We start from the raw sequence: 26053 nt of genomic DNA on the forward strand, positions 1-26053 counted from the left end.
CGATATGTCGTCGCCGAACCTGGCTGCTTCGAACATGAGGGTTACTCCTGTTCGCCAGAGACAGGATAGCCTGCGACCGGGTCGCGTCGATCCATGTACATCAGCATCTCCATGAAATGCACGGTGAATGTCTCAATCCAATTGCCGTGTAATCATCCGTGAAAGGCGCTGAGTAAATAGGCTCGAGCGTTGTTGTGTCAACTGAGTTCAGGCCTTGTGCGGCGCGGGTTTGAGGGGAGCAAACATGACATCAAAAAGCCACACGCCAGGGAAATCAGTGCCTCCCGAACGAGAGGCAGGCGCTTCTGTTCAATGGCGTTTTTTGTAACGTCAGAAACGTCTGTAGGAAGGATCGTTACCACTGAACCCTTTTTTGCCCAGACAACGCCTGTGGGCCCAGCCACTGTATACCCCTCAATACTGCAGTCAGTCCGGCATCCGGCTGCAAATCGAGCAAAATTGACGCTCGGTGCGTCAGCAGGTCCGCCTCCAGCTTCAGTTCATGCTGCCCCTGCTGCACCAATTGCCCACGCAAGCGCCAGCCAGCAGAGCAATCCATCTCCACCCAGCCCTGCCCCAACCCTAGCGACCACGGCTCACTCAAGGCCAGATCCGTCACGCCCACCCGCCCCTCGCTGCTTCGACACTGGCGCCCCGAACCCTGCATGCGCAGCGCCCCTTGCCACTGCCCGGCCAGGCGGTAATCCGACAGTGCCGTCGCCTGAGGCGTCAAAGCCGCGGCTTCCAATTGCCAACGCCAGGGCCAGCCTTCGGCGCGCACCAGCCAGGCTTGGCCCTGGAAGCCGATCTGTGCGTTGGCCTGCATGCGCCATGGCTGTATCGTCCAGTACAGTGGCCCAACCGGCCCCACTTGCTGGGCCTGGCCCTGCCACACGCTGCCGCTGACATCACCTGCCGGCAGGCCAGCGCTGCGCATCACCCAGGCAGCCGGTAACTCGACCAACAGGGTCAGCGTGAATACCAACCCGCACCACAGCAGCCCGCGACGGTTCATGGTTGCATCACCAACTCAAAGCGCAGCCCCTTGGCATCCTGCTCCAGCCCCCATTGCAACGGCTGCGCCCCTTCAGCACGCAAGCTCTGCAACCAGCCCTGCAGCACGCGCTCATCCGCTACCTGCCCCCGCAGCTGCCAGCTTTTGCCTTGCACATCGACATCGGCCAGTTCGATTTGCCGCGACTGGGCTGACTGGCGCAGGCGTTCCAGGCTCACGCCCGGGCCACCCTGCAAGCCTGCGGCCTGCACTGCCAGCTCACGCCACTGGCTGAGCTCACGCCATTGCGCCAGGCCTTCGCGCACGAACAGAAAGGCCAGCAGCAAGCCGATCAGCCCCCATGCAAACCACAGCCGATGCCGCTGCATCCAGTCCCGATTCATGAGGCCGCTCCCAGGTCGAATACCACCTGCCGGTTCTGTACCTGCACGGCAGCGCCAACCGCACTGGCCATCTCGGCCCATGGCGGCGCGGCGCCATCGCCGTCCAGGCGCAGGTGCCAGCGTTGCCCATCGAAACGCACGGCCTGCAGCCGCCAGGCGGGGTGATGGCGCAGCCAGGCTTGCAAACGTGCCTGCAGGTCTTCGAGTTGCCGCTCGCGCACGTGCTGTTGCAGCTGGCTTTCCCGCAGGCGCTTGAGAGCCTGCGCCGCGTGCCGGGGGCTGGCCTGTTCACCGGTGACCGCCATTACCTGCGCACGCCAGGTCTGCACCTGGCGCCATTGCTGAGTCAGCCACAGGCCGGCCCAAATGCTGGCCAACACCAGGCACGCCGCAAGCAGGCGCAGCTGCGGCCGCGCCACGCACGGCAGCGAGCGCGGCCGACAGGGTTGATCGAGCAGGCTGGGCAGGTTGTCGAGCGGTGCCAAGGCAGTTGGCCAGATACCGGACATAACCCTCTGGGACAGACCCGACCAAGGTTGCTGAGGCAGATCGCCCAAGGCAATGGGCCAGGCCAACCACTGCTCCGGCCCGTCCTCCACCAGCCCTTTGCACAGCACTAATTCCGGCGTGCACTGCCACTGCCATGCACTGCCCGGCTCGGGTGCTGGCAGCAACTGGAACTCGGCCCAGCAGCTTTCCACTTGCAGCCCCCATTCGGCACATTGCTCACGCCACGGCTCCAGCAATTGCCGCTCCACCGCCACCAAGCGCAATTGCCCCGCCTGACGCGACAGGCAGGCACACAGGATCTCATCCGGGCTCTGCAGCAAGCGGTCTTCCAGCAACAGCGGCCACTCGTCGCGCTTCAGACCCGGTGGCGCCGCCAGCTGAAACAGGCTGCAGCATTCGCCGGGGACGATCAGCGCCACCCGTGCCTGCAGGTCCAGCGGGGGCTTGCCCTGCCCTTGGCGATGGGCGCCAGCCGCTTCGACGAGCAGCCAGTCCCAGACCTCGCCCGGGCGCAGCAACAACCACGGTCGCGCTGTCGCAGATTTGCGCCATTCAAACTTCATGAGCGCCCCCAGGGCAGAACAAAGGTGCAGACATACGGTGCTCCATCACGCTGCAATTCCAGGCGCACGCCACGGCCGGGGTGCGCGGGTTGATCGGAGGGCCAGGGCAGCCAGCGGCCACCCTGGTGGTAAAGCACGTTGATCGCGCTGACCTGCGGCAGTTGCTCGCGCAATTCCCAGTGCGGCTCGCTGGCGGCGTAGAGCTCGGCCGAGCTTTCCAGCAGCAGGCGTTGCTCACGCGCATCGAAGCGCAGGCGCTGGCGTTGCAGGCGCGAACCGCCCTCGGCCTCGGGCAAGGCGGCGGCAGCCACCCACAGCAACTGCTGGCGGTCGGCCTGCCAGTCGAGCCAGCGGCTGGCCAGGGGCAGGCGCTGTTCGTACAGACGGCGCAGCACCGGGCTGTCGAAGCGCCGCTCCAGGGCCAGGCAGAACTCCAGCACGCTGGTTTCCTGGGTGTTCACCTGCAGCCGCTCGCGCACCTTGAGCCAGCCATTGACCAACGCCGACAGCATGACCCCGAGCAGCGCGGTCAGGGCCATGGCCACCATCAGTTCGATCAGGGTCAACCCTGCCTGGCGCCGCTTCATGGCTGCTCCAGAAAAACGGTGTATTGCCCGAGTGGCAGGCGCTGGTCGCGGTCGGCATACAACTGCAATTCGCCACGGCGCAGATCACGCACACCGGTACGGCGCAGCTGCATCTGCCAATGGCAGGCCTGGCCACCCTGGCTGAGCACACCCTCGACCTGGTTGCTGGCCGGCCAGTATTGCTCGACGGTGAAGCGCGCCTGCAGCTCGCGCGCACACAGCACGCCCAGACGATGCTGCTGCACGTTGTCCTGCACCGCCAGGCGCTGGCGCAACACCTGGCTGGTGATGACCGCCAGCACCGCGGCGATCGCCAGGGCCACGGTCACTTCCAGCAAGGTGAACCCGCGCTGCCTGCGCGTCATGGCGCCATCGCCACGTGCAACTGGCCGTCGCGGCCCCACTCCCAACGCTGGCTGCCGCCGGCCCAGCGCCAGCTCACCGAACCCGGCTGCGCCCAGCCCTGCGGGGTGAACAGCACACGCGGCTGGGCGCTGGCCGGCCAATCCGGGCGCAGGCCCTTTGGCCAGTCAGCCGGGGCGCCTGCCTCGACCACCCAGCCATCGCCGTCACGGCGCACGAACTCAGGCCGCTGGCCAGTCCAGCGCAATCCGCGCAGCTGCCCGGCGTGCCGGGCCAGCGCGGCCTGGATGCGGGTTTCAATGGCCAGGCGCTGCAGGGCCTGATCGACGCCGGACTTGCTGCTGTCGAGCCAGGCCACCGCCATGCTGGTCATAAGCCCTGCGATGGCCAGTACCACAAGCAATTCGAGCAAGCTGAAGCCGCGCTGGCCTGGCATGCGTCAGAGCGCCCAGTTGCCCAGGTCGGCATCCTGGCCTTCGCCACCGGGCACGCCATCGGCACCCAGCGAATACACATCGACCCGCCCATGTTCACCGGGCATGCGGTACTGGTACGGGGTGCCCCAAGGGTCTTCCGGCAGGCGACGCACGTAGCCGTCGCTACGCCAGCTGCGTGGCAGCGGTTCCTGGGTCGGCTTCTTTACCAGGGCGGCCAGGCCCTGTTCGTTGCTGGGGAAGCGCAGGTTGTCCAGGCGATACATGTCCAGCGCCTGCTCCAGGGTCGCCAGGTCGGCCATGACCTTCTGTTTCATGGCCTTGTCCTGGTTGCCCAGCACGCTGGGCGCGACCACGGCGATCAGCAGGCCGATGATGAAGATCACCACCATGATCTCCATCAGGGTGAAGCCGCGCTGGCGTTTGCGTCGATGCTGCATGGAAATGCTCCTTGTGTTCACAGTTGCAGGCCCTGGTTGAGTTGCATGATCGGTAGCAGCACCGCCAGCACGATGAACAGCACCACGGCGCCCATCACCAGGATCATCAGGGGTTCGAAAAGCGCCATCGCGGTGTCCACCTGGCGGGCGAAGCCGCGCTCCTGGTCGTCGGCCACGCGTTCGAGCATGTCGGCCAGGGTGCCGCTGGCCTCACCGCTGCCGACCATGTTCACCAGCAGTGGCGGAAACTGCTGACTGGCATCCAGGGCGCGATGCAGGCTGGTGCCGCCCTGCACGTGCTGGCGCACCTGCTCCATGGCCTGGCGAATGCGCCGGTTGCCGACGGTCTCGGTGGCCACCTGCAGGGCTTCGAGCAGGGCCACGCCACTGCTGCAGAGGATCGCCAGGCTGCGTGCCAGGCGGGCGCTTTCCAGCACCTGCAGCAACACGCCGAGACGCGGCAGGCGTAGCAGCAGTTCATCACGGCGCAGGCACCAGTGCGGCTTGCGCAGCAGCCAGCTGCCCAGCACACCGGAAAGCAGCGCCAGCCCCAATAACCACGGGCCGGCATGCACCAGGCCCTGGCTCAGGCCGATCAGCAGCGAAGTGATCAACGGCAGGCTTTGGCCCGCGTGGGCGAACTGTTCGGTGAGCTTGGGCACGACGAAGGTCATCAGGCCAACCACCACCGCCAGCGACACGCCCATCAGCACGCAGGGGTAGATCAGTGCAGTGCGCGCTTTGTGCTGCTGGCGTTGTACCTGTTCGAGGTGATCGGCCAGGCGAGTCAGCACCTGGGCCAGGCGCCCGGAGCGCTCGCCGGCCTCGACCAGCGCGCAGTACAAACCAGTGAATGGCGCACCTTGCCGGGCGAGGCTGCGAGCCAGACCAAGGCCTTCGGCGAGCGAGCCGCGCAGGGCCACCAGCACGGCATGCAGGGCCGGTTCGCGCAGCTGCCGTTCCAGCGTGGCCAGGGCATCGACCAGGGGGATACCCGCGCCGGTCAGCGTCGCCAACTGGCGCGTCAGCTCGCACAACTGCGCACGGCTCAGGCGCTGACGGCGCGGTTGCCGGCTGCCGGCCTCATGGCGTTGGAGCTGGCGCGGGAACAAGCCTTGCTCGCGCAGCAACTGGCGCGCATGGCGTTCGCTGTCAGCCTGCAGGCTGGCCTTGTGGGTCTTGCCGGCGAGGTCGACGGCCTGGTAGCGGAAGGTCGGCATGGGTCAGCCCTGTACCACGCGCAGCACTTCGGCCAGGCTGGTTTCGCCGCGGGCCAGGCAGTCGCTGGCCATCGCCACCAGGCTTTGCCGGCGTTCCGCCAGGTAGTCCTGCATGGCCAGTTCGCTCGCGCCTTCGTACAGCAGGCCGACCAGGCCGGCGTCCAGTTCGATGAATTCGTAGAGCCCCAGGCGGCCGACATAGCCACTGCCCTGGCATCGCTCACAACCGACCGCGTGATAGCTACTGTGCAGCGCCGCCAGCTCCGGCCACAGGGCGCGCTCGGCCGGTTGCAATGGCTGCGCGACGGCGCACTGGCACAGGCGCCTGACCAGGCGCTGGGCCAATACGCCGCGCAGGCACGAGGCGATCAGGAAGGGTTCGATGCCCATGTCGCGCAGGCGGGTGACGGCGCCAACCGCGCTGTTGGTGTGCAGCGTCGACAACACCAGGTGGCCAGTGAGGCTGGCTTGCGCGGCGATCTGCGCGGTCTCCTGGTCGCGAATTTCACCGAGCATGATCACGTCCGGGTCCTGGCGCAGGATGGCGCGCAGGCCGCTGGCGAAGGTCAGCCCGGCGCGTGGGTTGATGGCGGTCTGGCCGATGCCGGCGATGGCGTACTCGACCGGGTCTTCGACGGTGAGGATGTTACGGCTGCCGTCATTGAGGCTGTTGAGGCTGGCGTACAGCGTGGTGGTCTTGCCCGAACCGGTCGGGCCGGTGGACAGGACGATACCGTTTGGCCGCGCCAGGCAACTGCGCAGGCCTTGCAACACGGCGGCGGGCATACCGAGGTTGGCAAGCGCCAGCAGGCTGGCCTGTTTGTCTAGCACCCGCATCACCACGCGCTCGCCATGAATACCGGGCAACGTCGACACTCGCACATCCACCTCCCGGCCGGCCGCGCGCAAGGTGATGCGGCCATCCTGGGGCTGGCGCTTTTCGGCAATGTCCAGCCGGGCCATGACCTTGATCCGCGACACCAGCATCGCCGACAGCGCCCGCGGCGGGCGCAGCACCTCACGCAAGTGGCCGTCGACGCGCAGGCGCACCACCAGGCTCTGCTCGAAGGTTTCGATATGGATGTCCGAGGCACGCAGGCGCAGCGCCTGGCCGAACAGGCCGTTGATCAGGCGGATCACCGGGGCTTCGTCGTCGCTTTCGAGCAGGTCTTCGATGCGCGGCATTTCGCTCATCAGGCTGTCCAGGTCGACCTGTTCGCCAATGCCTTCGATCAGCGCTTCGGTCGCGCCAGCGCCAGCCTCATAAAGCTGGCCAAGGCGCTCATCGAACGCCGCAGGCTCCAGGTACTCCAGCGCCAGGGGCCGACCATGCACGCGCAGCAGTTCCTGCAACTGGTCGCTGTCGGCGTCGCGACGCAGCCACAGACGCCAGCCTTGCTCGGCCGGCGCCATGGCCAGCCCGGCCTGGCGGGCCAGGCGATACGGCAGCATCACCAGTTACCGCCTTCGAGGCGTGCGCGGCTGGCGGGGAACACCTGCAACAACGGGGTGCCCTCGGCCAGTTCGGGCAACTGCAGCGGCGTGGTTTGCTGCAGGGTGCGGTACTTGCCTTCACTGAGGCTCGCCAGGCTCGGCCCGTCGCGCAGGATGCGTGGGCGGATGAACACCATCAGGTTCTGCTTGGTGTTCTTGCTCGCGTCGGAACGGAACAGCCGGCCCAGGTAAGGAATGTCACCGAGCAACGGCACGCGCTGGTCACTGGTGCTGAGCTCGTCGCTGATCAGGCCGCCGAGGATGACCAGGCCATTGTCCTCGACCATGACCTTGGTCTTGATCTCGCGCTTGTTGGTGATCACGTCGCTCGCAGCGCGGGATTCGGCGATCGAAGAAACTTCCTGAACGATGTCCAGGCGCACGCTGTTGTCGACGTTGATCTGTGGCTTGATGCGCAGCTTCACCCCCACTTCCTTGCGCTCGATGGTCTGGTAGGGGTTGGTGTTGTTCTGGGTCACCGAGCCGGTCACGAACGGCACCTCCTGGCCCACCAGGATCGATGCCTCGGCGTTGTCCAGTGTGAGCAGGGTTGGCGTCGACAGCAGGTTGAAGCCGCTCTTGCCCTTGAGTGCGTTGATCAGCATGGCGAAGTTGAAACCGCCGCCGATGTGACCGAAGCCGGCCGTGGCGCCCGTAGTGGAGGACAGCAGCTCGCCGAGTGCCTCGTTGTCACCACTGGCCGCCGCACCTGCGATGTTGGCGATGTTCACGCCGTTGCTGCCAAAGTTGACGATGCCGGCGCCGAACTTCTCATCGGCGAACAACCACTGCACGCCCAGTTCCTGGGCCTGTATATCGGACACCTCGGCGATGATCGCCTCGACCACCACCTGGGCACGGCGGATGTCCAGCTGTTCGACGATCGAGCGGTAGGCCGCCAGTTCACTGTCGGGGCCGACCATGACCACAGCGTTGGTGCCCTCTTCGTATTCCAGGCGGATGCCCGAGTCGCTGGCAGCCGCCATCACCGGCCGCGCCTTGCCCTCCCCTTCGCCCGCCGCTTCGCCGGGCACCGCGCCTTCCTGGCTGAGGCCACGCAGCACCTTGACCACTTCCGCGGCGTTGGCATGGCGCAGGTACATGACCTGGGTGTTGCTGCTGTGCTGGTTGTCGCTGGGGCGGTCGAGCTGGCCGAGCAATGCCCGCACCCGGTCGGTGCTGCCACGGACCAGCAAGGCATTGCTGCGCGGGTCGGCGACCACCTGGGTGCTGTCGGCGCCCTGTTCGCGGGCCAGCAGGCGGGTGAGCAGCTGCGCGGTGTCGGCAGCGCTGGCGTGGCGCAATGGCATCACCTGTAGCGGCTCGTCGCTCACCTGGTCGAGCTGGCGCAGCAGGCTGTCGATGCGTTCGAGGTTGCTGCGCCAGTCGGTGACCACCAACAGGTTGGCTGCCGGATACGGCGTGATCACCCCGACCCTGGCGTCGATCAGCGGCTTGAGGATGCCGAGCATCTGCTCGCTGGCGGCATTGCGCACATTGAACACCCGGGTGGCCACGCCGTCGCTGCCTGCGCTCGGTTTGCCAGCGGGTTCGACCGGCACCGGCTCCAGGCGCGCGGCCTGGTCGGGGACAATCTTGACGCTGCCGTTGGGCAGGTCGACAGCCGCATAGCCCTGGGCACGCAACTGGGCGAGGAAAATGTCGTAGATGGCATCGGCGTCGTGGCGGTCGACGGTGCGCACGGTGACCTTGCCCTTGACCCGCGGGTCGACGATGAAGGTGGTGCCGGTGATGCGCGACACGCTGTCGATGAACTCGCCCAGTTCGGTGTCGACGAAGTTCACCTCGTACAGCGGTGTGCCGTTTTCATCGAAGGTGTCCGGCTCTTGCGCCCAGGCGAGAGACAGGCCCAGGCTCAAGGCTGCGGCCACGCAGTATCTGGCAAACATCATTCATCCTTGCCGCTTGAAGCCGGTCACGGCAGGGCGTGGCGGCCAGGGCAGGCGTTCGCGCCGCCCCTGGTTGTCGAAAATCAGGCCATCGGCATCGATGTCCTGCAATACGATGCCCGGCGCCAGGCGTTGACCGCGGCCGAGGGTGCGAACCTGCTGGCCATAGCGCAGCACCACCACGCTGGCCGACCACGGCTGGGCCTTGAGGCCGCCGAGGTACTGCAACGGCAGGCGGGTGATGGCAATCGCGCCGTCATCGACCGTTGGCCGCCAGTGACCGATCAGCAGGCCAGGTAGCGGAGTGGTGGCGACCTGCGCCGGGCTGGCCGGTTGCGGCTGGCGGCTCAGTTGCAACACGCACTGGGCGGCCAGCCAGCCGGCCAGGGTCAGCAGGCCGCCAGTCATCAGGCGTGAAGCCCGGCTCACGAAACGGCCTGCCGCGGGTGCCAGCCTGGGTGACCCTGCACGTAGCGCACCTCGGGCAATGGCAACGACGCCAGTTGCCAATCGGTCTTTTGCCGCGCCAGCCAGGCCTCGACCCGCTGCCACAGCGGCTCGCCCGCCCGGGCTTCGAATTGCAGGCCAAAGGTGCGGCACAAGCCCTGCACCGCGTCGATACCGCTCACGCGCTTGCCTTGCGGGCTGTAACTGACACGCCAGGCCTGGCCCTGCCAACGCGGCAGGTCCTGGCTGTTGTCGAGCAGCAATGGGTCGCCGAACAGTTGCTCGGCCGCGTTCTCCAGCACTTGTTCAACTTGCCGGGCCGGGGCCTCGACGACGGGAGCCGGGTAGCCACCGGTCAGGCTGATCAGGTGCTCGCGGGTGATCGCCTCGCCTGCCGCCAGGGGGTAGTCGTAGCGCAGGCCCGGCAGCAGCACCGGCAGGCTGCTGTCATCGGCCAAGGCTTGGTGCAGCAGGCGGTCCCAGCTACCGCCACGGGTATCCCGCCGCCACAAGGCCTGGGGCGCACGCGCCAGTGGCTGGTCGAGCCACGCCGCGTGGCCGGCCCGTTGCTGGCGCAGTTCTCCCTGCAACTGGCTGGCGCGCATCTGCGCAGCAGGCGACAGGTAGCGCTCAAAGGCCGGGAAGAACTGCCCGTCGAACTGCCATTGCCCAGCGACCTGCTGGCAACGCAGACGGAATGCACCACTACCACGGCAGCCGGCAAATAGCACCGGCACCCGACGGCCACTGGCCTGGGTGGCTTGAACCGGTACCGGCCACAGGTCTTGGCCACGGGCACAGAGCAGTACATCGGCTTCGACCAGTCGCTCGGCCAGCCAAAGGCCTGGCCCGGTGCCGACATCGGCCATCGCCACCACCAGGTCGGCCTCGCGCCGCGCCTGCTCGAAGGTCGGCAGCAGTGACTGGTACCACTGTTTGAGCGAGCCCTTCTGGTCTTGTGCATAAGGGTCGGTGACACCGACCACGGCGATCCGGGCACCGCCGCGCTCGAACACCTGCAGAGGCTCCAGGCCCAACGATTTGCGTTGCTCGTGTGCCAACCCGGCAGCAAGGGTGACAGCGCCAGACTGGCGGTAGAGCGCCGCGCTGCGCTGGGGCCAGAGCACGCGTTCATCGCTGCTGACCCGCGCCTCGCTGCCCAGCAACTGACTGCCCTGCACGCCGCTTTCGCCCTGTGTGAGGTAGGCCAGACCGCTACCGTTCCAGCCCTGGCCGTTCTCCAGGGTCAGGCTGTTGCCGGGCCCGGCTTCGTTGCGCAATTGCTCCAGTAGCGCACCCAGCACTGCATAGCCACCAAGCGTTGCGCCCGCCACCTGGTTCGCATCGAGCAAGGGTGCCAGTTGCGGATGAGCCAGGCTGGCACTGGCACCGGTCATCCACGGTGCCCGGCCCAGCTGGCTGACCGGGCCCAGGCGCGTGGCTGGCACGACCGGCAGACCGGGCTGGCGCGCATCGAGGGTGTCAGCGACGTACAACAGATCCACACTGGCGCTGCCGCCACGTTGGCCTGGCAATGCGGAACAGGCGCCGAGCAGCGGTGCCAGCGCACCGATACCCATCCAGCTGATCACTTCGCGCCTATACACACTGCTTGCCATCGAGCCCGCCGTCCTTATCCGAGTTCCTGTAGGGCTCCGGATGTTGCGGCGTTGGCATGACAGTTTAATGTCAGAAATCCGACGATCATTCCAGATTGATCTGACTTGATTTGTAATAAGAACTTACAGTTTTAAAAACCCGTTAATATTTTTGCCAATGAATCATCACAATAGCGCCCTAAAGTCGCGGTTTTCTCCAACTCAGCCACTACAAGGACACCCTGATGAGTCGAGATACCGGCGATAACCTGGACCGCAACCAGAGCGGCAACCTGCCAATGGCCAGCGTGATGGACGCTTACCTGAGCCGTCGCAGCGTGATGCGCGGCAGCCTGGGCGCCGCCATCGCCATGATTGCCGGTACCGGCCTGACCGGCTGCTTCGACAGTGGCGGCGGCTCTGATGACGCCCCGGCGCCGCAACCGCCGGTGACCGACCCGACCGAACCGGAAGTCCCGAAACTGGCGCTGGGCTTCCAGTCCATCGCCGGCTCGCGCACCGACGCCTGCGTCGTCGCCGCCGGTTACAGCGCCTATGTGCTGGCGCCTTGGGGCACGCCGCTGAACAGCAACGCCAACCCGTGGAAAGCGGACGGCAGCAACACGTCGACCGACCAGGCCAATGCCATGGGCATGCACCATGACGGCATGCACTTCTTCCCGATCAATGGCAGCTCCGAAGACGGCCTGCTGGCGATCAACTTCGAGTACATCGACACCGCGGCGCTGCACCCCAACGGCCCGACTACCGATGCCAGTGGCAAGCGACCGGCCGAAGAAGTGCGCAAGGAAATCAACGCCCACGGTGCTGGCGTGGTACGCCTGCAGAAGGTCAACGGCCGTTGGCAGGTGGTCGACAACGACCCGCTCAACCGCCGCTTCACCACCGCTTCGCGCATGGAACTGAGCGGGCCGCTGCGTGGCACCGACCACGTCAAGACCAAGTACTCGGCCGATGGCACCCATTGCCGCGGCACCAACAACAACTGCGGCAATGGCTACACCCCGTGGGGCACCTACCTGACCTGCGAAGAGAACTGGCCGGGCATCTTCGTCAACAAGGGCACCCGCCCAGAAGACCAGCGCCGCATCGGCGTGGGCACCTCCAGCGGCCAGTACAAGTGGGAAAGCGCTGCCGGTGACAGCAGCGAAGTGGCCGATGAATTCGCCCGTTTCGACGTCACCGTCAAGGGCGCCAGCGCCACCGACGACTACCGCAACGAAGCCAGCACCTACGGTTACATCGTCGAAATCGACCCGTACAACAGCAGCACACTGGCCACCAAGCGCACCGCACTGGGCCGCTTCCGCCACGAAGGCTGCGCCCCTGGCCTGCCGGTCGCTGGCAAGCCGCTGGTGTGGTACATGGGTGACGACTCGAACAACGAGTACCTGTACAAGTGGGTGTCCACCGCCGTGTGGGATGCCGCCGACGCCAACCCGGCCGACCGCCTGGCCACTGGGGCCAAGTACCTGGACCAGGGCAAGCTGTACGTGGCCCGCTTCAATGCCGACGGCACCGGCGTATGGCTGTTGCTGGACGTGAACACCGCCACCTCCGCTGGCAGCACCCTCGGCGCGCTGTACGGAGACCTCGCCGGCATCATCCTCAACACCCGTGGTGCTGCCGATGCCGTGGGCGCCACGCCGATGGACCGCCCGGAGTGGACCACGGTCAACCCGCTCAACGGCGATGTCTACCTGACCCTGACCAACAACAGCGCGCGCACCGCCGACAAGGTCGATGCCGCCAACCCGCGCGGCCCGAACCGCCATGGCCATATCATCCGCTGGCACGACAGCGACGACCAGCTGAGCTTCACCTGGGACATCTTCGTGTTCGGTGCCAACGCGGCCGGCACGGCCGACATCAACCGCTCGGGCCTGACCGAGCTGAACCAGTTCGCCAGCCCCGACGGCATGAGCTTCGATAGCCGTGGGGTGCTGTGGTTCGAGACGGACAATGGCGAGACCACCCTCACCGACTACACCAACGACCAGCTGCTGGCGGTGATCCCCACCGACCTGGTCGATGCCAGCGGCAAGCAGGTGCCGGTCAATGCCCAGAACCAGACGGCCCTGCGCCGCTTCTTCGTCGGGCCGAACGGTTGCGAGGTGACGGGCATTACCTTCACCCCGGACAACAAGACTCTGTTCATCAACATCCAGCACCCGGACAACTGGCCGTATACCGACAAGGCGACCGATGCGACCCCGGCCGGAGCCAAGGTTAGACCACGGGCTTCGACGGTGGTGATCCAGCGGATTGATGGCGGGGAGATTGGTACCGCCTGATCGATCTGCGCACGGGGCTACTTCGCAGCCCCGGCAACTTCGAGCATCACCACAACACCGGTTCCCGGCTGCGCACCCGCACCTGTTGCGCCGGCACCCGCGCATGCCACTGCACCACGCCCAACGCCTCCAGCTGAAACTCACTGCGCATCACCCTGCCCTGCTCTTCGAACGACAGCTGCAACAGGTAATGCCCGCTGTTGAGCAGCAATCCCTCGCTCAACCGTTCGAACGTCTCGTCATCCACCGCGCCCAGCGCCTGGCGCAACGCCGAGGCATCCTCATATCCCGATGCCGGCCGACCGCTGATGATGCGGCTGAGCAAGGAACGCGGGTAACGCCCTTCGTACAGCGCATCGAGCAATGGCAGTTGATCCAATCCCAGGGCATTGGCATTCAGGCGCCAGCCAGTGGTCTGCGGCAAGGCGCACAGCATCGGGTAGCGGCGCTGGCGGGAAGCGTCCGGCTCCAGCAGCAGGTTCAGCTCGCTGGTATCGAGCATCGGCTGGTTGGCCGCCAGGCGCGGGGGCTGCTGGCGCAGGTACAGGGCGCTTTCGGCGCCTTGCAGGCGGGCATCGCTGTCACCGTCGAGCCAGTCGGCCAAGGCATCCACCAGGCGCTCGGCGGCCATGTCATTGCCCAGCAAGTGCTTGAGCTGGCGCTCGGCGCGCGCGCCATCTGCCCCCAGCAGCGCATTCACGTTGAAGCAGGTGTGCTGGTCACGCACGCGCAACTGCGCCTGCCCGGCGCCAAAATCGTACTTCAGCGGTTGCCCGCGCAAGGCCTGCCAGAACAACGGGCTGAGCCGCCAGGCAGGGTCACGCAGGGCCTGCTCGGCATAGGCCAGGCCGGCCTGCTCCATGGCGCGTACCTGCACGCGCTGACGCAACAATTGCACCTCGTCCACCTGCCGCCGGCCATCCTCCACCAGCCAGGCCATGCCGGCGGCGAGCATGGCCAGCACCACCAGCACCATCAGCAGTGCCGCGCCCTGCTGTCGCTTGCCGTACATCCGCGCGCATCCTTTTCGTCGATGAGGGTGCCAGTCAACACGCCAGGTGTTGCAGCCAGGTTGCAACGGCCTTGCAGTCATCTCGGTGTCATCTGCACGCGGCAGGATTGGCCTTCTTTTTCATGACCTTACAGGAGTGGTCGAAATGGGTGGCATCGGAATCTGGCAACTGGTGATCGTACTGCTGATCGTGTTTCTGCTGTTTGGCACCAAGCGCCTGAAGGGGCTGGGCAGCGATGTCGGCGAGGCGATCCAGGGCTTTCGCAAATCCATGGGCGGCGATCATGACGTCGATGCTCCTGCTCAGGTACAACAGCAGCCACCGCTGACCGCTCAGGCCGCGCAACAGCAGCAAGCGGATCGCCAGGCCTGATGTTCGAGGCAGGTTTCAGCGAACTCTTGCTGGTAGGCATCGTCGCACTGCTGGTGCTGGGCCCGGAACGCCTGCCGGTTGCAGCGCGTACCTTGGGCCGTAGCCTTGGCCAGGCGCGCCGGGCCATGAACGGTTTGCGTGCGCAGCTGGAACGCGAGATCGACATGCCCGACCTAGACAGCGCGCCCTTGCAGCGCCTGGAGCAGGAAATCCGCCAGGGCATCAGCCTCGAGGCGGAGCCGGCCAGCGACACCGTTCCCCCGCCAACCGCCCGGGAGATCAGCTCATGAGCATTGCCATTGACCCGGCCGCTCGCATGCCATTGACCGCCCACCTGCGCGACTTGCGCAAGCGCCTGATGCGCTGCCTGTTGCTGCTGGCGGTGGTATTCGCCGGGCTGTTCCCCTTGGCCCAGCCGCTGTACACCCTGATTTCCGAACCACTGCGCCGCTTTCTTCCGCAAGGCGCCAGCATGATCGCGACCAGCGTCACCTCGCCGTTCCTCACGCCGTTCAAGCTGACGGCAATGTGCGCGCTGTTCGTCGCCATGCCGCTGTTGCTGCATCAGGCCTGGGGGTTCATCGCCCCCGGCCTGTACCGGCGTGAGCGACGCATTGCCCTGCCGTTGCTGGTGTCGAGCATCGTGCTGTTCTATGCCGGCATGGCGTTCGCGTTCTACCTGGTATTCCCGATGATGTTCGGTTTCTTTGCCAGCGTGACGCCTGACGGTGTGGCGATGATGACCGACATCAGTCAGTACCTGGATTTCATCATGGCGCTGTTTCTGGCGTTCGGCCTGGCCTTCGAGATCCCGGTGGCGACTTTCATCGTGGTCTGGGCCGGGCTTGCCGATGTACCGACGCTGCGGCGCAGCCGGCCCTACGTGATCGTAGGCTGCTTCGTGGTGGGGATGATCCTCACCCCACCGGACGTGTTCTCGCAGACCCTGCTGGCGGTGCCAATGTGGCTGTTGTTCGAAGCCGGACTGCTGGCAACGGCAGCGGCCAGCCACAAGCCTGGTGCAGGTGAGGGAAGAGCATCCAGACGTACCGGCAGTACCTGAGGGAGGCGCTGCCGGATCGCTTCATCTATCGAGAATGCTCAGTCTGTAGCGCCTTTGAAAAACAGGAAACCCACCATGGCACTACATACCGAACACACCTCTGGAGCAGCTGCGCCGTCCACGTTAAGCAGCACCTTTGCACTGCAGCAGTTGGCCAGTTTCGCGCGCAGCACAGATAAAGTGCTGTTCCTGCACATGCTCATGTCAGTATTCGGCACCGACGTACCCGTGGCTGCCTATGTTGAGCTTTATGACAACCTGCGCGCAGATACTGTGCCCAATCCGCCTTATCGCCTTGACGAGCGGATTGCCAGCCTGGCTACGTTCGACGAGGCCAGTCACTCAATCGCCGTAAAGCCCTCTGCCGTCGAGCAGGCTCTGAGCGAGGCGGCGGCGAATTCGAACCTGTTCAGTGCGATGCTTCAGGCCTTCGGCGTCTATTTGCACAGTACCTTGCGTCAAGGCGCGGCCAGTGCGGCGCAAAGCGCCATGGACATCGGCGTAAGCTACGCCGCGATGATCACGTTCTGCACGCCCATTGTGGCAAATGGCACCCTCTTCGCCACGTTCGACTCAGGCGACCGCCAGCATGACCTGACCTTGATGCCATTCGAAGCCGAAGGCGAAACATTGCCCACCCCCGAAAAGTTCGAGGCCGGCAAAGGTCACGACGGGGCATACACGCATGGGGCAATCGCCAAGGGGCTGGCCACCGCGAACTTTACCGAAGAGCAGATTCGCAGCATCTACTTTGGCAACTGGCTACGAGACTACTCCCAGCTGCTGGACCCGAAGCTCGTACGCAAGCCGACCGCCCCTATTGAGTTTCCCAAACTTCCGCGCCCTGTCCTGACGCAAATTGTCGATCTGCTGGCACTGGAAGAATTCAATGATTTGCAGAGCACGGCCGAAGATCGACAAACCTACACCGTGACCACCGCCATGCTGGGCGTCTATCGCCCCTCCGAGCATATCGACAATCCGCTGCTGGCCGAAGACAAAGCAGACCCAAGGACCATCGACAGCGATTTCGAAGCTGCGGTGTACCCAGGCGACCCGCTCTTGTCCATCGATACCGAGCGTTCGATGGCACGCTACATCGACAATTCGCGGGACTATATGTACCGCAGGCTCATCGACGCCATGCAGGCAGGGAACACACCACTGGGCAGGCGCTATTTCGGCGAAGCACTGCATGTGCTGGAAGACTACTTTGCCCACTCGAACTTCGTCGAGCTCTGCCTGCACCAGCGCGGCCACGACAGCGTGCTGCCCTGGACACTGCAGCGCGGCCAGCATGGTCTTGCCATCATTACCGGTACGTTCAGCGGGCTCGACATCATCGCCAGCATTGCCGGGCCGCTCGGCAAGCTGCTGTTCTCTGTCGAAGATATCGATTTCAAGTTGATAAAGCCTGGCGATCGCAGCGATTCGGAGAAGGTCTTGAACATTCTTCTGAAAGAGTACGGTGCGGACACAGCGTGGACTTTGATGAATGGCTATCTCGAGTTCCGTGACAAAGCCGCCGCTGATGAAACGTTCAAGCGCTATCAAACGGCAGCCTGGATAGTGAATCTGCCTGCGAAACTGTTCACCAATGCGATGAACAGTGTCATGCGGCAGTTGCTCGAGTGGATAGCCGACAATATCGCTACTGCGCAGACGCTATCCGGCAGCAACCCTAACGAAGTCGCCGAGCTGTATCCTTCGCATTCGCAGCTGGCCAAGGATCATGCTAGCCATCCGCTACATGAATTGGCGGGGCTGATGGCCATGTATGCGGTAGAGCAGGTGGGCGTCTCCATGCAGGCCTATTGGAGTGGGGAAACCGATCGCGACCCCGCAACGCTGGCTACCAGCTTCCTCATTCATCCCAGGCAAGATGACTGGCATGAGGATATCGTCGCCGCCTGGGAGGCAAAAGACCGCGAAGAGGCCCGAGCAAGTATCAGCAAGGCAAGCAGTTACGATGACTTGCAGGCGCTGCAAAAGCAGAACTGGAATGAAGAGCTTGAGCGCACCAACGCGCTGCTGCAAGCGTATCAACCCTTGCCGCAAGGCATCACTGATGTGCTTAGCAACTTTGGCTTTGGTCTTGGATGAACATTGCATTCGCCAAGGGATTGACCGTCAGGCTTCTCAGAAGCGTTCGAGCCGCCAGACCTCATAGGCAGGCGTTTCATACGGATGGCTCTGCCTGAGGGCAGCGACGACCTGGGTGATCAGGTCGTCGGCCACCACCAGCTCCACCTTCCACTCCTCGACCACCTCGACCTGGCCGGTCTGCCCGAGGAACGGCTGGCTGCCGTCCAACGGGCGAAACTGGCCCTGGCCCAAGGTCTGCCAGGCGCAGTGGTCGTAGCCGCCGATACGCCCGCCACCGGCGGCGAACACGGCGGCCTTGACCACTTCAACGTGGCTGGCCGGGACGAAGAAGGCGAGCTTGTACACGCCTTAGTTCACCCACACGCGCGCATTGCGGAACATACGCATCAGCGCGGCGTCTTCCTGCCACTCATCCGGGCGCCAGGAGTTCTGCACGGCGCGGAACATACGCTCCGGGTGCGGCATCATGATGGTCACGCGGCCGTCGCGGTTGGTCAGGCCGGTGATACCACGCGGCGAGCCGTTCGGGTTGGCCGGGTAGGCCTCGGTGACCTTGCCGTGGTTGTCGACGTAGCGCAGGGCCACGCAACCGGAAACGTCGGCTGCCAGCAGTGCCTCTTCGCTGGCGAACTCGGCATGGCCTTCACCGTGAGCGATGGCGATCGGCATGCGCGAACCGGCCATGCCCTGCAGGAAGATCGAGTTGGACTTCTGCACCTCGACCATGGCCACGCGCGCCTCGAACTGCTCCGAGCGGTTGCGCACGAAGTGCGGCCAGTGCTCGGTGCCCGGGATCAGCTCGTGCAGGTTGGACATCATCTGGCAACCGTTGCACACGCCCAGGGCGAAGCTGTCGCTACGCTCGAAGAAGGCCTGGAAGGCATCGCGGGCGCGGCTGTTGAACAGCGCCGACTTGGCCCAGCCCTCACCTGCACCGAGCACGTCACCGTAGGAGAAACCACCGCAGGCGACCAGGCCCTTGAAGGCTTCGAAGTCGACCCGGCCAGCAAGAATGTCGCTCATGTGCACGTCGATGGCAGCAAAGCCTGCGCGGTCGAAGGCGGCAGCCATCTCGACCTGGCCGTTGACGCCCTGCTCGCGCAGGATCGCCACTTGCGGGCGCACGCCCTTCTTGATGTAGGGCGCGGCAACGTCGTCGTTGACGTCGTAGCCCAGCTTGACCGACAGGCCAGGGTTGTCTTCTTCCAGCAGCAGGTCGAATTCCTGGTCGGCGCAGTCGGCGTTGTCGCGCAGGCGCTGGATCTGGTAGCTGGTTTCGGCCCACTGGCGCTGCAGCATGCGACGGTCGTCGTCGAACAGCACTTCGCCGTTGAGGCTGATGGACACTTCACCGTTGTTGATCGGTTTGCCGATCACGGCGACGCAGTCGTCCAGGCCTGCAACGCTGAACTGCGCCAGCACGTCCGGGGTCGCGTCCTGGCGAACCTGGATGACCGCACCCAGCTCTTCGTTGAAGAGGATCGCGGCCACATCGGCCTTGCTGTCGGTCAGCGGGTCGAGTTGCAGGTCGAGGCCGCAATGGCCGGCGAAGGCCATTTCCAGCACGGTGGTCAGCAGGCCGCCGTCGGAGCGGTCGTGGTAGGCCAGCAGGTGGCCGTCGGCGTTCAGGCCCTGGATCACGGCGAAGAACGCCTTGAGGTCCTCGGCGTCGTCGACGTCTGGTGCCTGGGCAGCGATCTTGCCGTAGGTCTGGGCCAGGATCGAGGCGCCCATGCGGTTCTTGCCGCGGCCCAGGTCGATCAGGATCAGGTCGGTCTCGCCCTTGTCCATGCGCAGTTGCGGGGTCAGGGTCTGGCGAATGTCGGTAACCGGGGCAAAGCCGGTGATGATCAGCGACATCGGCGAGGTAACGCTCTTCTCGACGCCCTCTTCGCTCCACTTGGTCTTCATCGACATCGAGTCTTTGCCGACCGGAATGGTGATGCCCAGCTCGGGGCACAGCTCCATGCCGACAGCCTTGACGGTGTCGTACAGGCGCGCGTCTTCACCTGGGTGGCCAGCGGCGGACATCCAGTTGGCCGACAGTTTGATGTCGGACAGCTTTTCAATGCGCGCAGCAGCCAGGTTGGTGATGGTCTCGCCGATTGCCATGCGGCCGGAAGCCGGGGCATCCAGCAGGGCCAGAGGCGTGCGCTCGCCCATGGCCATGGCTTCGCCGGTGTAGACGTCGAAGCTGGTGGCGGTGACAGCGCAGTCGGCCACCGGGACCTGCCAGGGGCCGACCATCTGGTCGCGGGCAACCAGGCCGGTGATGGTGCGGTCGCCGATGGTGATCAGGAAGCTCTTGCTGGCCACGGCCGGGTGGCTGAGCACGCGCTGCACGGCAGCGTCCAGGTCCAGCTGGCTCGGGTCGAAATCATCGCCCAGTTCGGCTTCGCGGGTGACCGAGCGGTGCATGCGCGGCGGCTTGCCCAGCAGCACGTCGAGCGGCATGTCCACCGGGGTGTTGCCGAAGTGGCTGTCGGTGACGGTCAGGTGCTGCTCTTCGGTCGCTTCACCGACCACGGCAAACGGGCAACGCTCGCGTTCGCAGATGGCCTGGAAGCGCTCGAAATCGACAGCGCTGACGGCCAGCACATAACGCTCTTGCGATTCGTTGCTCCAGATTTCGTGCGGGGCCATGCCCGGCTCGTCGTTGGGCACGTTGCGCAGTTCGAAGCGGCCACCGCGGCCACCGTCGTTGACCAGCTCAGGGAAGGCGTTGGAAATGCCACCGGCCCCCACGTCGTGGATGAAGGCGATCGGGTTCTTGTCGCCCAGTTGCCAGCAGCGGTCGATGACTTCCTGGCAACGGCGCTCCATTTCAGGGTTTTCGCGCTGCACCGAGGCGAAGTCCAGGTCTGCCGAGCTGGCACCGGTGGCCACCGACGAGGCGGCGCCGCCACCCAGGCCGATCAGCATGGCCGGGCCACCGAGCACGATCAGCTTGGCGCCGACGGTGATCTCGCCTTTCTGTACGTGGCTTTCACGGATGTTGCCCATGCCGCCGGCAAGCATGATCGGCTTGTGGTAGCCGCGCACTTCCTCGCCGTGCGGGGTGTCGATGGCCTGCTCGAAGGTACGGAAGTAGCCGGTCAGGGCCGGGCGACCGAATTCGTTGTTGAACGCGGCGCCGCCCAGCGGGCCTTCGATCATGATGTCGAGGGCGTCGACGATGCGCTCAGGCTTGCCGTAGGCCTGCTCCCATGGCTGTTCGAAGCCCGGGATGCGCAGGTTGGACACGGTGAAGCCGGTCAGGCCGGCCTTTGGCTTGGCACCACGGCCGGTCGCGCCTTCGTCGCGGATCTCGCCGCCGGAACCGGTGGAAGCGCCGGAGAACGGGGCGATGGCCGTCGGGTGGTTGTGCGTCTCGACCTTCATCAGGATGTGCACCGGCTCCTGCACCGCACCATACTGGCGGGTTTCAGGGTTCGGGAAGAAACGGCCGGCAACACTGCCGACGATCACCGAGGCGTTGTCCTTGTAAGCCGACAGTACGCCTTCGTTGTGCATCTGATAGGTGTTCTTGATCATGCCGAACAGGCTCTTTTCCTGAGCCTGGCCGTCGATGTCCCAACTGGCGTTGAAGATCTTGTGGCGGCAGTGCTCGGAGTTGGCCTGGGCGAACATCATCAGTTCGATGTCGTTCGGGTTGCGCTTGAGGCCCTGGAAGGCGTTGACCAGGTAGTCGATCTCGTCTTCGGCCAGGGCCAGGCCCAGGTCGATGTTGGCCTGGGCCAGGGCGGCGCGGCCACCGCCGAGGATGTCGACCGAGGTCATCGGCTTGGGCTGGGCGTGGCTGAACAGGTCGGCTGCCTGCTCCAGCTTGGCCAGCACGCGCTGGGTCATGCGGTCGTGCAGTTCGGCGGCGATCAGCCCGGCATCGGCCTCGCTCAGGTCGCCAGCCACGTAGTAGGCGATGCCGCGCTCCAGGCGCTGGATCGACTGCAGGCCGCAATTGTGGGCGATGTCGCTGGCCTTGCTGGCCCACGGCGAGATGGTGCCCAGGCGCGGCACGACCAGGAACAGGCGGCCGGTCGGCTCCTGTACCGGCACGCTCGGGCCGTATTTGAGCAGACGGCCCAGCACCTGCTGCTGGTCGGCGGTCAGCTCGCCGTCAACGTCGGCGAAGTGGGCGAATTCGGCATACAAACCAGTAACAGCGGGGACTTTCTGGCTCAGTTGCTCGAGTAATTTACCGTGGCGAAAGGCAGAAAGGGCAGGAGCGCCGCGCAGGATCAACATCGTCGGGACAGCCTCAGGAAGGGGTGTGCTTAGAGGCCGTGCATTCTAGCCTAATTCGATGGCTTTCGGCACCCGCTCTAAGCCATGGCTGCCGGGCGGCGGAACCGGACTTCGGGGTCAAATTTCCTAGGGGTTAGCCTTGAGTAATTCAGCGCCTGTGAGATCGAGCGCCGCCCGCGCGGCGCATCGCGACGCAAGGCCGCTCCCACATCTGTTTCGGGCCAATAATTCCTGAGCCATTGACGCGCGGCCCCTTGTTTGTACGACACGATATCGAGCCATGCACCAAAGGGTGCGCGCGCCTCTGCCACAGGACTCACTGGCCCGAAACAGATGTGGGAGCGGCCTTGCGTCGCGATGCGCCGCGCGGGCGGCGCTCGATCTCAAAAGCGCTGAAGATGTTGTGGCAAGCACCTGGTAGCCTTGATGCAATCCCCACCTACCTCACCCCCACCACACAACCCGCTACCAGACAAGCTAACCGTTGTCGAGATATGGCTGTGCCGGTCCTTTGCGTATACTGCAACCTATGTTCGCCCACACTGCTTTGCGCCAGCGTTGCGTCAGATGGCTAATCGCAACCGGACTCTTTCTGCTGCTTGGTGCCTGCGTTGAAAAACCCAGCACCCTCGAGCGCGTGAAGGAGGACGGCGTGCTGCGCGTCATTACCCGCAACAGCCCGGCCACCTACTTCCAGGATCGCAACGGCGAAACCGGCTTCGAGTACGAGCTGGTCCAGCATTTCGCCGACGACCTCGGCGTCAAACTGCAGATCGAGACCGCCGACAACCTCGACGAACTGTACGATTCGCTCGGCAAACCCTCCGGCCCGGTGCTGGCGGCTGCCGGCCTGGTCAGCAGCGACCGGCGCAAGGCCCAGGTCAAGTACTCGCACCCCTACCTGGAAGTGACCCCGCAGGTCATCTACCGCAACGGCCGCCCGCGCCCCACCGACGCCAAGGGCCTGGTCGGCAAGAAGATCATGGTGCTCAAGGGCAGCAGCCACGCCGACCAGCTGGCCGAACTGAAAAAACAGTATCCGGGCCTGGAATACGAAGAATCCGACGCCGTCGAAGTGGTCGACCTGCTGCGCATGGTCGACGAAGGGCAGATCGACCTGACCCTGGTCGATTCCAATGAGCTGGCGATGAACCAGGTGTACTTCCCCAACGTGCGAGTCGCCTTCGACCTGGGCGACACCCGCGACCAGCGCTGGGCGGTGGCGGCAGGCGATGACAACAGCTTGCTCAACGAGATCAACGAATTTCTCGACAAGGCGCAGAAGAACGGCACCCTGCAGCGCCTGAAAGACCGTTACTACGGCCATGTCGACGTGCTCGGCTACGTCGGCGCCTACACCTTCGCCCAGCACCTGCAGCAACGCCTGCCCAAGTACGAGAAACACTTCAAGAGCTACGCCAAGGTCGAACAGGTCGATTGGCGCCTGCTGGCCGCGATCGGCTACCAGGAATCGATGTGGCAGCCTGAAGTCACGTCCAAGACCGGTGTACGCGGCCTGATGATGCTGACCCAGCGCACGGCCCAGGCCATGGGCGTGTCCAACCGCCTGGACCCGAAGCAGAGCATCCAGGGTGGCGCCAAGTACTTCATGAAGATCAAGGAAGAACTCGACGACAGCATCCAGGAACCGGACCGCACCTGGTTCGCCCTGGCCGCCTACAACATCGGCACCGGCCACCTGGAAGACGCCCGCACCCTGGCCAAGCGCGAGAAGCTCAACCCGAACAAGTGGCTGGACGTGAAGAAGATGCTGCCGCGCCTGTCGCAGAAGCAGTGGTACCGGCAGACCAAGTATGGTTATGCCCGCGGTGGCGAGCCAGTGCACTTCGTGGCCAACATCCGCCGTTACTACGACATCCTCACCTGGGTGACCCAGCCGCAGCTTGAAGGCCAGGTGGCCGAAGGCAACCTGCATGTGCCCGGCGTGAACAAGGACAAGCCGGCGGATCAGTCTCCGCCGATGTAAGGCTGCCCCGGCCTGTTCGCGGGCGCGCACTCGAACAGGCCGGTGAAGGTTACGCCTTGGCTCGGCGGGCCTTGAAAAAGTCGCTCAGGATCTGCCCACACTCCTGCGCCAGCACCCCGCCCTCCACCATCACGCGATGGTTGAGAAAGCCCTGCCCGAAGAACTGCCCCTGGCTCTGCACGATGCCCGCCTTGGGCTCCAGCGCCCCGAACACCACCCTGGCCACCCGCGAATGCACGATCAGCCCCGCGCACATGCTGCACGGCTCCAGGGTCACGTACAGCGTGCTGCCCGGCAGCCGGTAGTTACAGGCCGCCCTGGCGGCGGCGCGAATGGCGACCATTTCGGCATGGGCGCTGGGGTCGCTGTCGACGATCGGCCGGTTGAAGCCCTGGCCGATCACCTGCCCATGCTGCACCAGCACCGCGCCCACCGGCACCTCGCCCATGGCCGCGCCCTCGGCGGCCAGGGCCAGTGCCAGGCGCATGAATTCCTGATCGCGGCTGCGGTCGATGATCTGCGGACGCATCAAACCACCGCGATCGCGGCCATCAGGCCGGTTTCCATGTGGTCGATGACATGGCAGTGGAACATCCAGGTGCCTGGGTTATCCGCCACCAGCGCGACCTGGGCACGTTCGTTCTTGCCCAGCAGATAGGTGTCGGTGAAGTAAGGCTCGGGGATTTGCCGGCGATTGGAGCCGATCACCTTGAAACTCATGCCGTGCAGATGCACCGGGTGCTGGTACTGGGTCATGTTCTTCAGCTCGAAGATGTAGCTTTTGCCCTTCTTCAGCGTGGCGATCGGCCGGTCAGCGCAGGTCTTGTCGGTGATGTCCCAGGCCTGGCCGTTGATCTGCCACATGCTCGACGGTTTGTCTGGATTACTGTCGACCGAGACACTCGCCGCCCATTCGAAATTGAAGTTGAGCTTCTCGGCATTCTCCAGGTCCGGCTCGGCGATCGGGTTTGCCGGCAGTGCCTTGGGCCATTCGCCGGGTGCTTCGGTACTGGCCACCGAACGCAAGGTGCCCAGGCGCACGAAACCGTCGCGCAGGGAAACTTCCTCACCCGCTTCGGGGATGCGGATGGCCAGGCAGATGCGCATGCCAGGGCCGAGCCAGTACTCGTCCTCCAGTGGCCGTGGGGTCACCGGGTTGCCGTCGAGGGCATAGATTTTCGCTTCGCAGTTGCCCTTGAGATTGAGGCGGTAGGTCCAGGTGTTGTCCAGGTTCAGCACGCGCACGCGTACCACCTGCCCGGCCGGCAACTCCGTGACCGCGTCGGCCTGGCCATTGATGGTGATCAGTCGCCCGGCAGTGCCGTTGCGTGCGGCCTCGCGGGGAATGCTGAAGGGCAGCCAGCCGCCCTGCTCGTCGACGTGCCAGTTCTTCAGGCTGAGGGTGCGTTCGTGCCTGAACCCGGTCGGCTCGCGCTCCTCGACAATCAGCGGACCGACCAGACCCCGCCCAAGCTCTTCGGAACTGCTGACATGGGGGTGGTACCAGAAGCTGCCGGCATCCGGCACGCGGAACCTGTAATCGAAGTACTCGCCCGGCTTGACCGGCAACTGCGACACGTAGGGCACGCCGTCCATTTCCAGCGGCAGGCGGATGCCGTGCCAGTGGATGGTGGTTTCCACCGGCAGGTGGTTGATGAAGCGCACCCGCAGCCAGGTGCCCTGGCGCACCCGCAGCTCGGTACCCGGCGCCGAAGGGCCGAAGGCCCAGGCCTCGGTCTTGAAGCCCGGCACCAGCTCGACGTCCAGCGGTGCGGCGATCAGTTCGTAGTCATGCCCGGCGTTATCGTCCTCGACCTTGCCCAGCCAGTAACGCGCCGCGCCACCGGCGCCCAGGCCAACCACAACCAGGCCGGTCAGGCCCTTGAGCATTTGTCGACGGGTAAAGGACATCGGTGCGGGTACCTCGCGTTCTGCGCAATCAAGCTGCCAGGCTAGGGGGCTGGCGATGAAGGGCGAATACGATACAC

The 26053-nt window shown here is 65.0% G+C and carries 23 protein-coding genes; 6 read left to right on the top strand and 17 right to left on the bottom strand.

Annotated elements, in window-relative coordinates; genetic code table 11:
• Positions 1 to 355: 355 nt before the first annotated feature.
• The 12 genes from HU738_RS15300 to HU738_RS15355 are packed head-to-tail and all read right to left on the bottom strand — an operon-like array spanning position 356 to position 10985.
• Positions 356 to 1015: a type II secretion system protein N gene (locus tag HU738_RS15300; protein WP_186603976.1), complete on the bottom strand. Its 660-nt coding sequence runs from the start codon at positions 1013 to 1015 to the stop codon at positions 356 to 358.
• Positions 1012 to 1398, bottom strand: a complete 387-nt coding sequence (gene gspM / locus HU738_RS15305; RefSeq protein ID WP_186603975.1) for a type II secretion system protein GspM — start codon at positions 1396 to 1398, stop codon at positions 1012 to 1014. Before gspM ends, HU738_RS15300 begins: the two co-directional genes overlap by 4 nt.
• Positions 1395 to 2471 carry a GspL/Epsl periplasmic domain-containing protein gene (locus tag HU738_RS15310; RefSeq protein ID WP_186603974.1) on the bottom strand — a complete coding sequence of 359 codons (1077 nt, stop codon included), beginning with the start codon at positions 2469 to 2471 and terminating at the stop codon, positions 1395 to 1397. Before HU738_RS15310 ends, gspM begins: the two co-directional genes overlap by 4 nt.
• On the bottom strand, positions 2468 to 3058 hold the full coding sequence (locus HU738_RS15315) for a PulJ/GspJ family protein (protein ID WP_186603973.1): 591 nt from the start codon (positions 3056 to 3058) through the stop codon (positions 2468 to 2470). The genes HU738_RS15310 and HU738_RS15315 overlap by 4 nt, the downstream gene beginning before the upstream one ends.
• The gene (locus HU738_RS15320; RefSeq protein ID WP_186603972.1) at positions 3055 to 3423 is read right to left on the bottom strand and encodes a type II secretion system protein GspI; all 369 of its coding nucleotides are present in this window, start codon (positions 3421 to 3423) and stop codon (positions 3055 to 3057) included. Before HU738_RS15320 ends, HU738_RS15315 begins: the two co-directional genes overlap by 4 nt.
• A complete protein-coding gene (gene gspH / locus HU738_RS15325; protein ID WP_186603971.1) occupies positions 3420 to 3857 on the bottom strand; it encodes a type II secretion system minor pseudopilin GspH in 438 nt (145 codons plus the stop codon). Before gspH ends, HU738_RS15320 begins: the two co-directional genes overlap by 4 nt.
• Positions 3858 to 3860: 3 nt before the next feature.
• The gene (gene gspG, locus HU738_RS15330; protein WP_176509771.1) at positions 3861 to 4295 is read right to left on the bottom strand and encodes a type II secretion system major pseudopilin GspG; all 435 of its coding nucleotides are present in this window, start codon (positions 4293 to 4295) and stop codon (positions 3861 to 3863) included.
• Between the two features lie 17 nt (positions 4296 to 4312).
• Positions 4313 to 5515, bottom strand: coding sequence for a type II secretion system inner membrane protein GspF (gene gspF, locus HU738_RS15335; RefSeq protein WP_186603970.1), 1203 nt, complete (start codon positions 5513 to 5515; stop codon positions 4313 to 4315).
• A gap of 3 nt (positions 5516 to 5518) precedes the next feature.
• Positions 5519 to 6967, bottom strand: coding sequence for a GspE/PulE family protein (locus HU738_RS15340; RefSeq protein ID WP_186603969.1), 1449 nt, complete (start codon positions 6965 to 6967; stop codon positions 5519 to 5521).
• On the bottom strand, positions 6967 to 8919 hold the full coding sequence (gene gspD, locus HU738_RS15345; protein ID WP_186603968.1) for a type II secretion system secretin GspD: 1953 nt from the start codon (positions 8917 to 8919) through the stop codon (positions 6967 to 6969). Before gspD ends, HU738_RS15340 begins: the two co-directional genes overlap by 1 nt.
• 3 nt (positions 8920 to 8922) lie before the next feature.
• Positions 8923 to 9348 carry a pilus assembly protein PilZ gene (locus HU738_RS15350; protein ID WP_186603967.1) on the bottom strand — a complete coding sequence of 142 codons (426 nt, stop codon included), beginning with the start codon at positions 9346 to 9348 and terminating at the stop codon, positions 8923 to 8925.
• Entirely contained in the window at positions 9345 to 10985 is a 1641-nt protein-coding gene (locus tag HU738_RS15355; RefSeq protein WP_186603966.1) for a bifunctional UDP-sugar hydrolase/5'-nucleotidase, read from the bottom strand. The genes HU738_RS15350 and HU738_RS15355 overlap by 4 nt, the downstream gene beginning before the upstream one ends.
• 224 nt (positions 10986 to 11209) lie before the next feature.
• On the opposite strand from HU738_RS15355, the gene HU738_RS15360 reads away from it, so the two are divergent.
• Positions 11210 to 13279, top strand: coding sequence for a PhoX family protein (locus tag HU738_RS15360; RefSeq protein ID WP_186603965.1), 2070 nt, complete (start codon positions 11210 to 11212; stop codon positions 13277 to 13279).
• Between the two features lie 46 nt (positions 13280 to 13325).
• Here HU738_RS15360 and gspK read toward each other — a convergent pair whose 3' ends face one another.
• Positions 13326 to 14291: a type II secretion system minor pseudopilin GspK gene (gspK, locus tag HU738_RS15365; protein WP_186603964.1), complete on the bottom strand. Its 966-nt coding sequence runs from the start codon at positions 14289 to 14291 to the stop codon at positions 13326 to 13328.
• Positions 14292 to 14436: 145 nt separating this feature from the next.
• Between gspK and tatA the strand changes: the two genes are divergently transcribed.
• From tatA to HU738_RS15385, 4 genes are all read left to right on the top strand, one after another.
• Entirely contained in the window at positions 14437 to 14664 is a 228-nt protein-coding gene (tatA, locus tag HU738_RS15370) for a twin-arginine translocase TatA/TatE family subunit (protein ID WP_186603963.1), read from the top strand.
• Positions 14664 to 14954: a Sec-independent protein translocase protein TatB gene (gene tatB, locus HU738_RS15375; protein ID WP_186603962.1), complete on the top strand. Its 291-nt coding sequence runs from the start codon at positions 14664 to 14666 to the stop codon at positions 14952 to 14954. The genes tatA and tatB overlap by 1 nt, the downstream gene beginning before the upstream one ends.
• Positions 14951 to 15727, top strand: a complete 777-nt coding sequence (tatC, locus tag HU738_RS15380; protein ID WP_186603961.1) for a twin-arginine translocase subunit TatC — start codon at positions 14951 to 14953, stop codon at positions 15725 to 15727. The genes tatB and tatC overlap by 4 nt, the downstream gene beginning before the upstream one ends.
• Positions 15728 to 15802: 75 nt before the next feature.
• Positions 15803 to 17830, top strand: a complete 2028-nt coding sequence (locus tag HU738_RS15385) for an HET-C-related protein (protein ID WP_186603960.1) — start codon at positions 15803 to 15805, stop codon at positions 17828 to 17830.
• Positions 17831 to 17866: 36 nt separating this feature from the next.
• Here HU738_RS15385 and HU738_RS15390 read toward each other — a convergent pair whose 3' ends face one another.
• Together HU738_RS15390 and purL are read right to left on the bottom strand one after the other, a co-directional pair.
• The gene (locus tag HU738_RS15390) at positions 17867 to 18178 is read right to left on the bottom strand and encodes a YqfO family protein (protein WP_186603959.1); all 312 of its coding nucleotides are present in this window, start codon (positions 18176 to 18178) and stop codon (positions 17867 to 17869) included.
• A 3-nt stretch (positions 18179 to 18181) separates the two neighbouring features.
• A complete protein-coding gene (gene purL, locus HU738_RS15395) occupies positions 18182 to 22078 on the bottom strand; it encodes a phosphoribosylformylglycinamidine synthase (RefSeq protein ID WP_186603958.1) in 3897 nt (1298 codons plus the stop codon).
• A gap of 529 nt (positions 22079 to 22607) precedes the next feature.
• Here purL and mltF point away from each other — a divergent pair.
• A complete protein-coding gene (mltF, locus tag HU738_RS15400; RefSeq protein WP_186603957.1) occupies positions 22608 to 24065 on the top strand; it encodes a membrane-bound lytic murein transglycosylase MltF in 1458 nt (485 codons plus the stop codon).
• Positions 24066 to 24114: 49 nt separating this feature from the next.
• Here the strand turns inward: mltF and tadA are convergent, their stop codons facing one another.
• Both tadA and HU738_RS15410 read right to left on the bottom strand, forming a co-directional pair.
• Positions 24115 to 24594, bottom strand: coding sequence for a tRNA adenosine(34) deaminase TadA (gene tadA / locus HU738_RS15405; RefSeq protein ID WP_176510382.1), 480 nt, complete (start codon positions 24592 to 24594; stop codon positions 24115 to 24117).
• Entirely contained in the window at positions 24594 to 25976 is a 1383-nt protein-coding gene (locus tag HU738_RS15410) for a multicopper oxidase family protein (protein ID WP_186603956.1), read from the bottom strand. Before HU738_RS15410 ends, tadA begins: the two co-directional genes overlap by 1 nt.
• Positions 25977 to 26053 lie beyond the last annotated feature (77 nt).

Source organism: Pseudomonas vlassakiae (genome assembly GCF_014269035.2).
GTDB lineage: Bacteria > Pseudomonadota > Gammaproteobacteria > Pseudomonadales > Pseudomonadaceae > Aquipseudomonas > Aquipseudomonas vlassakiae.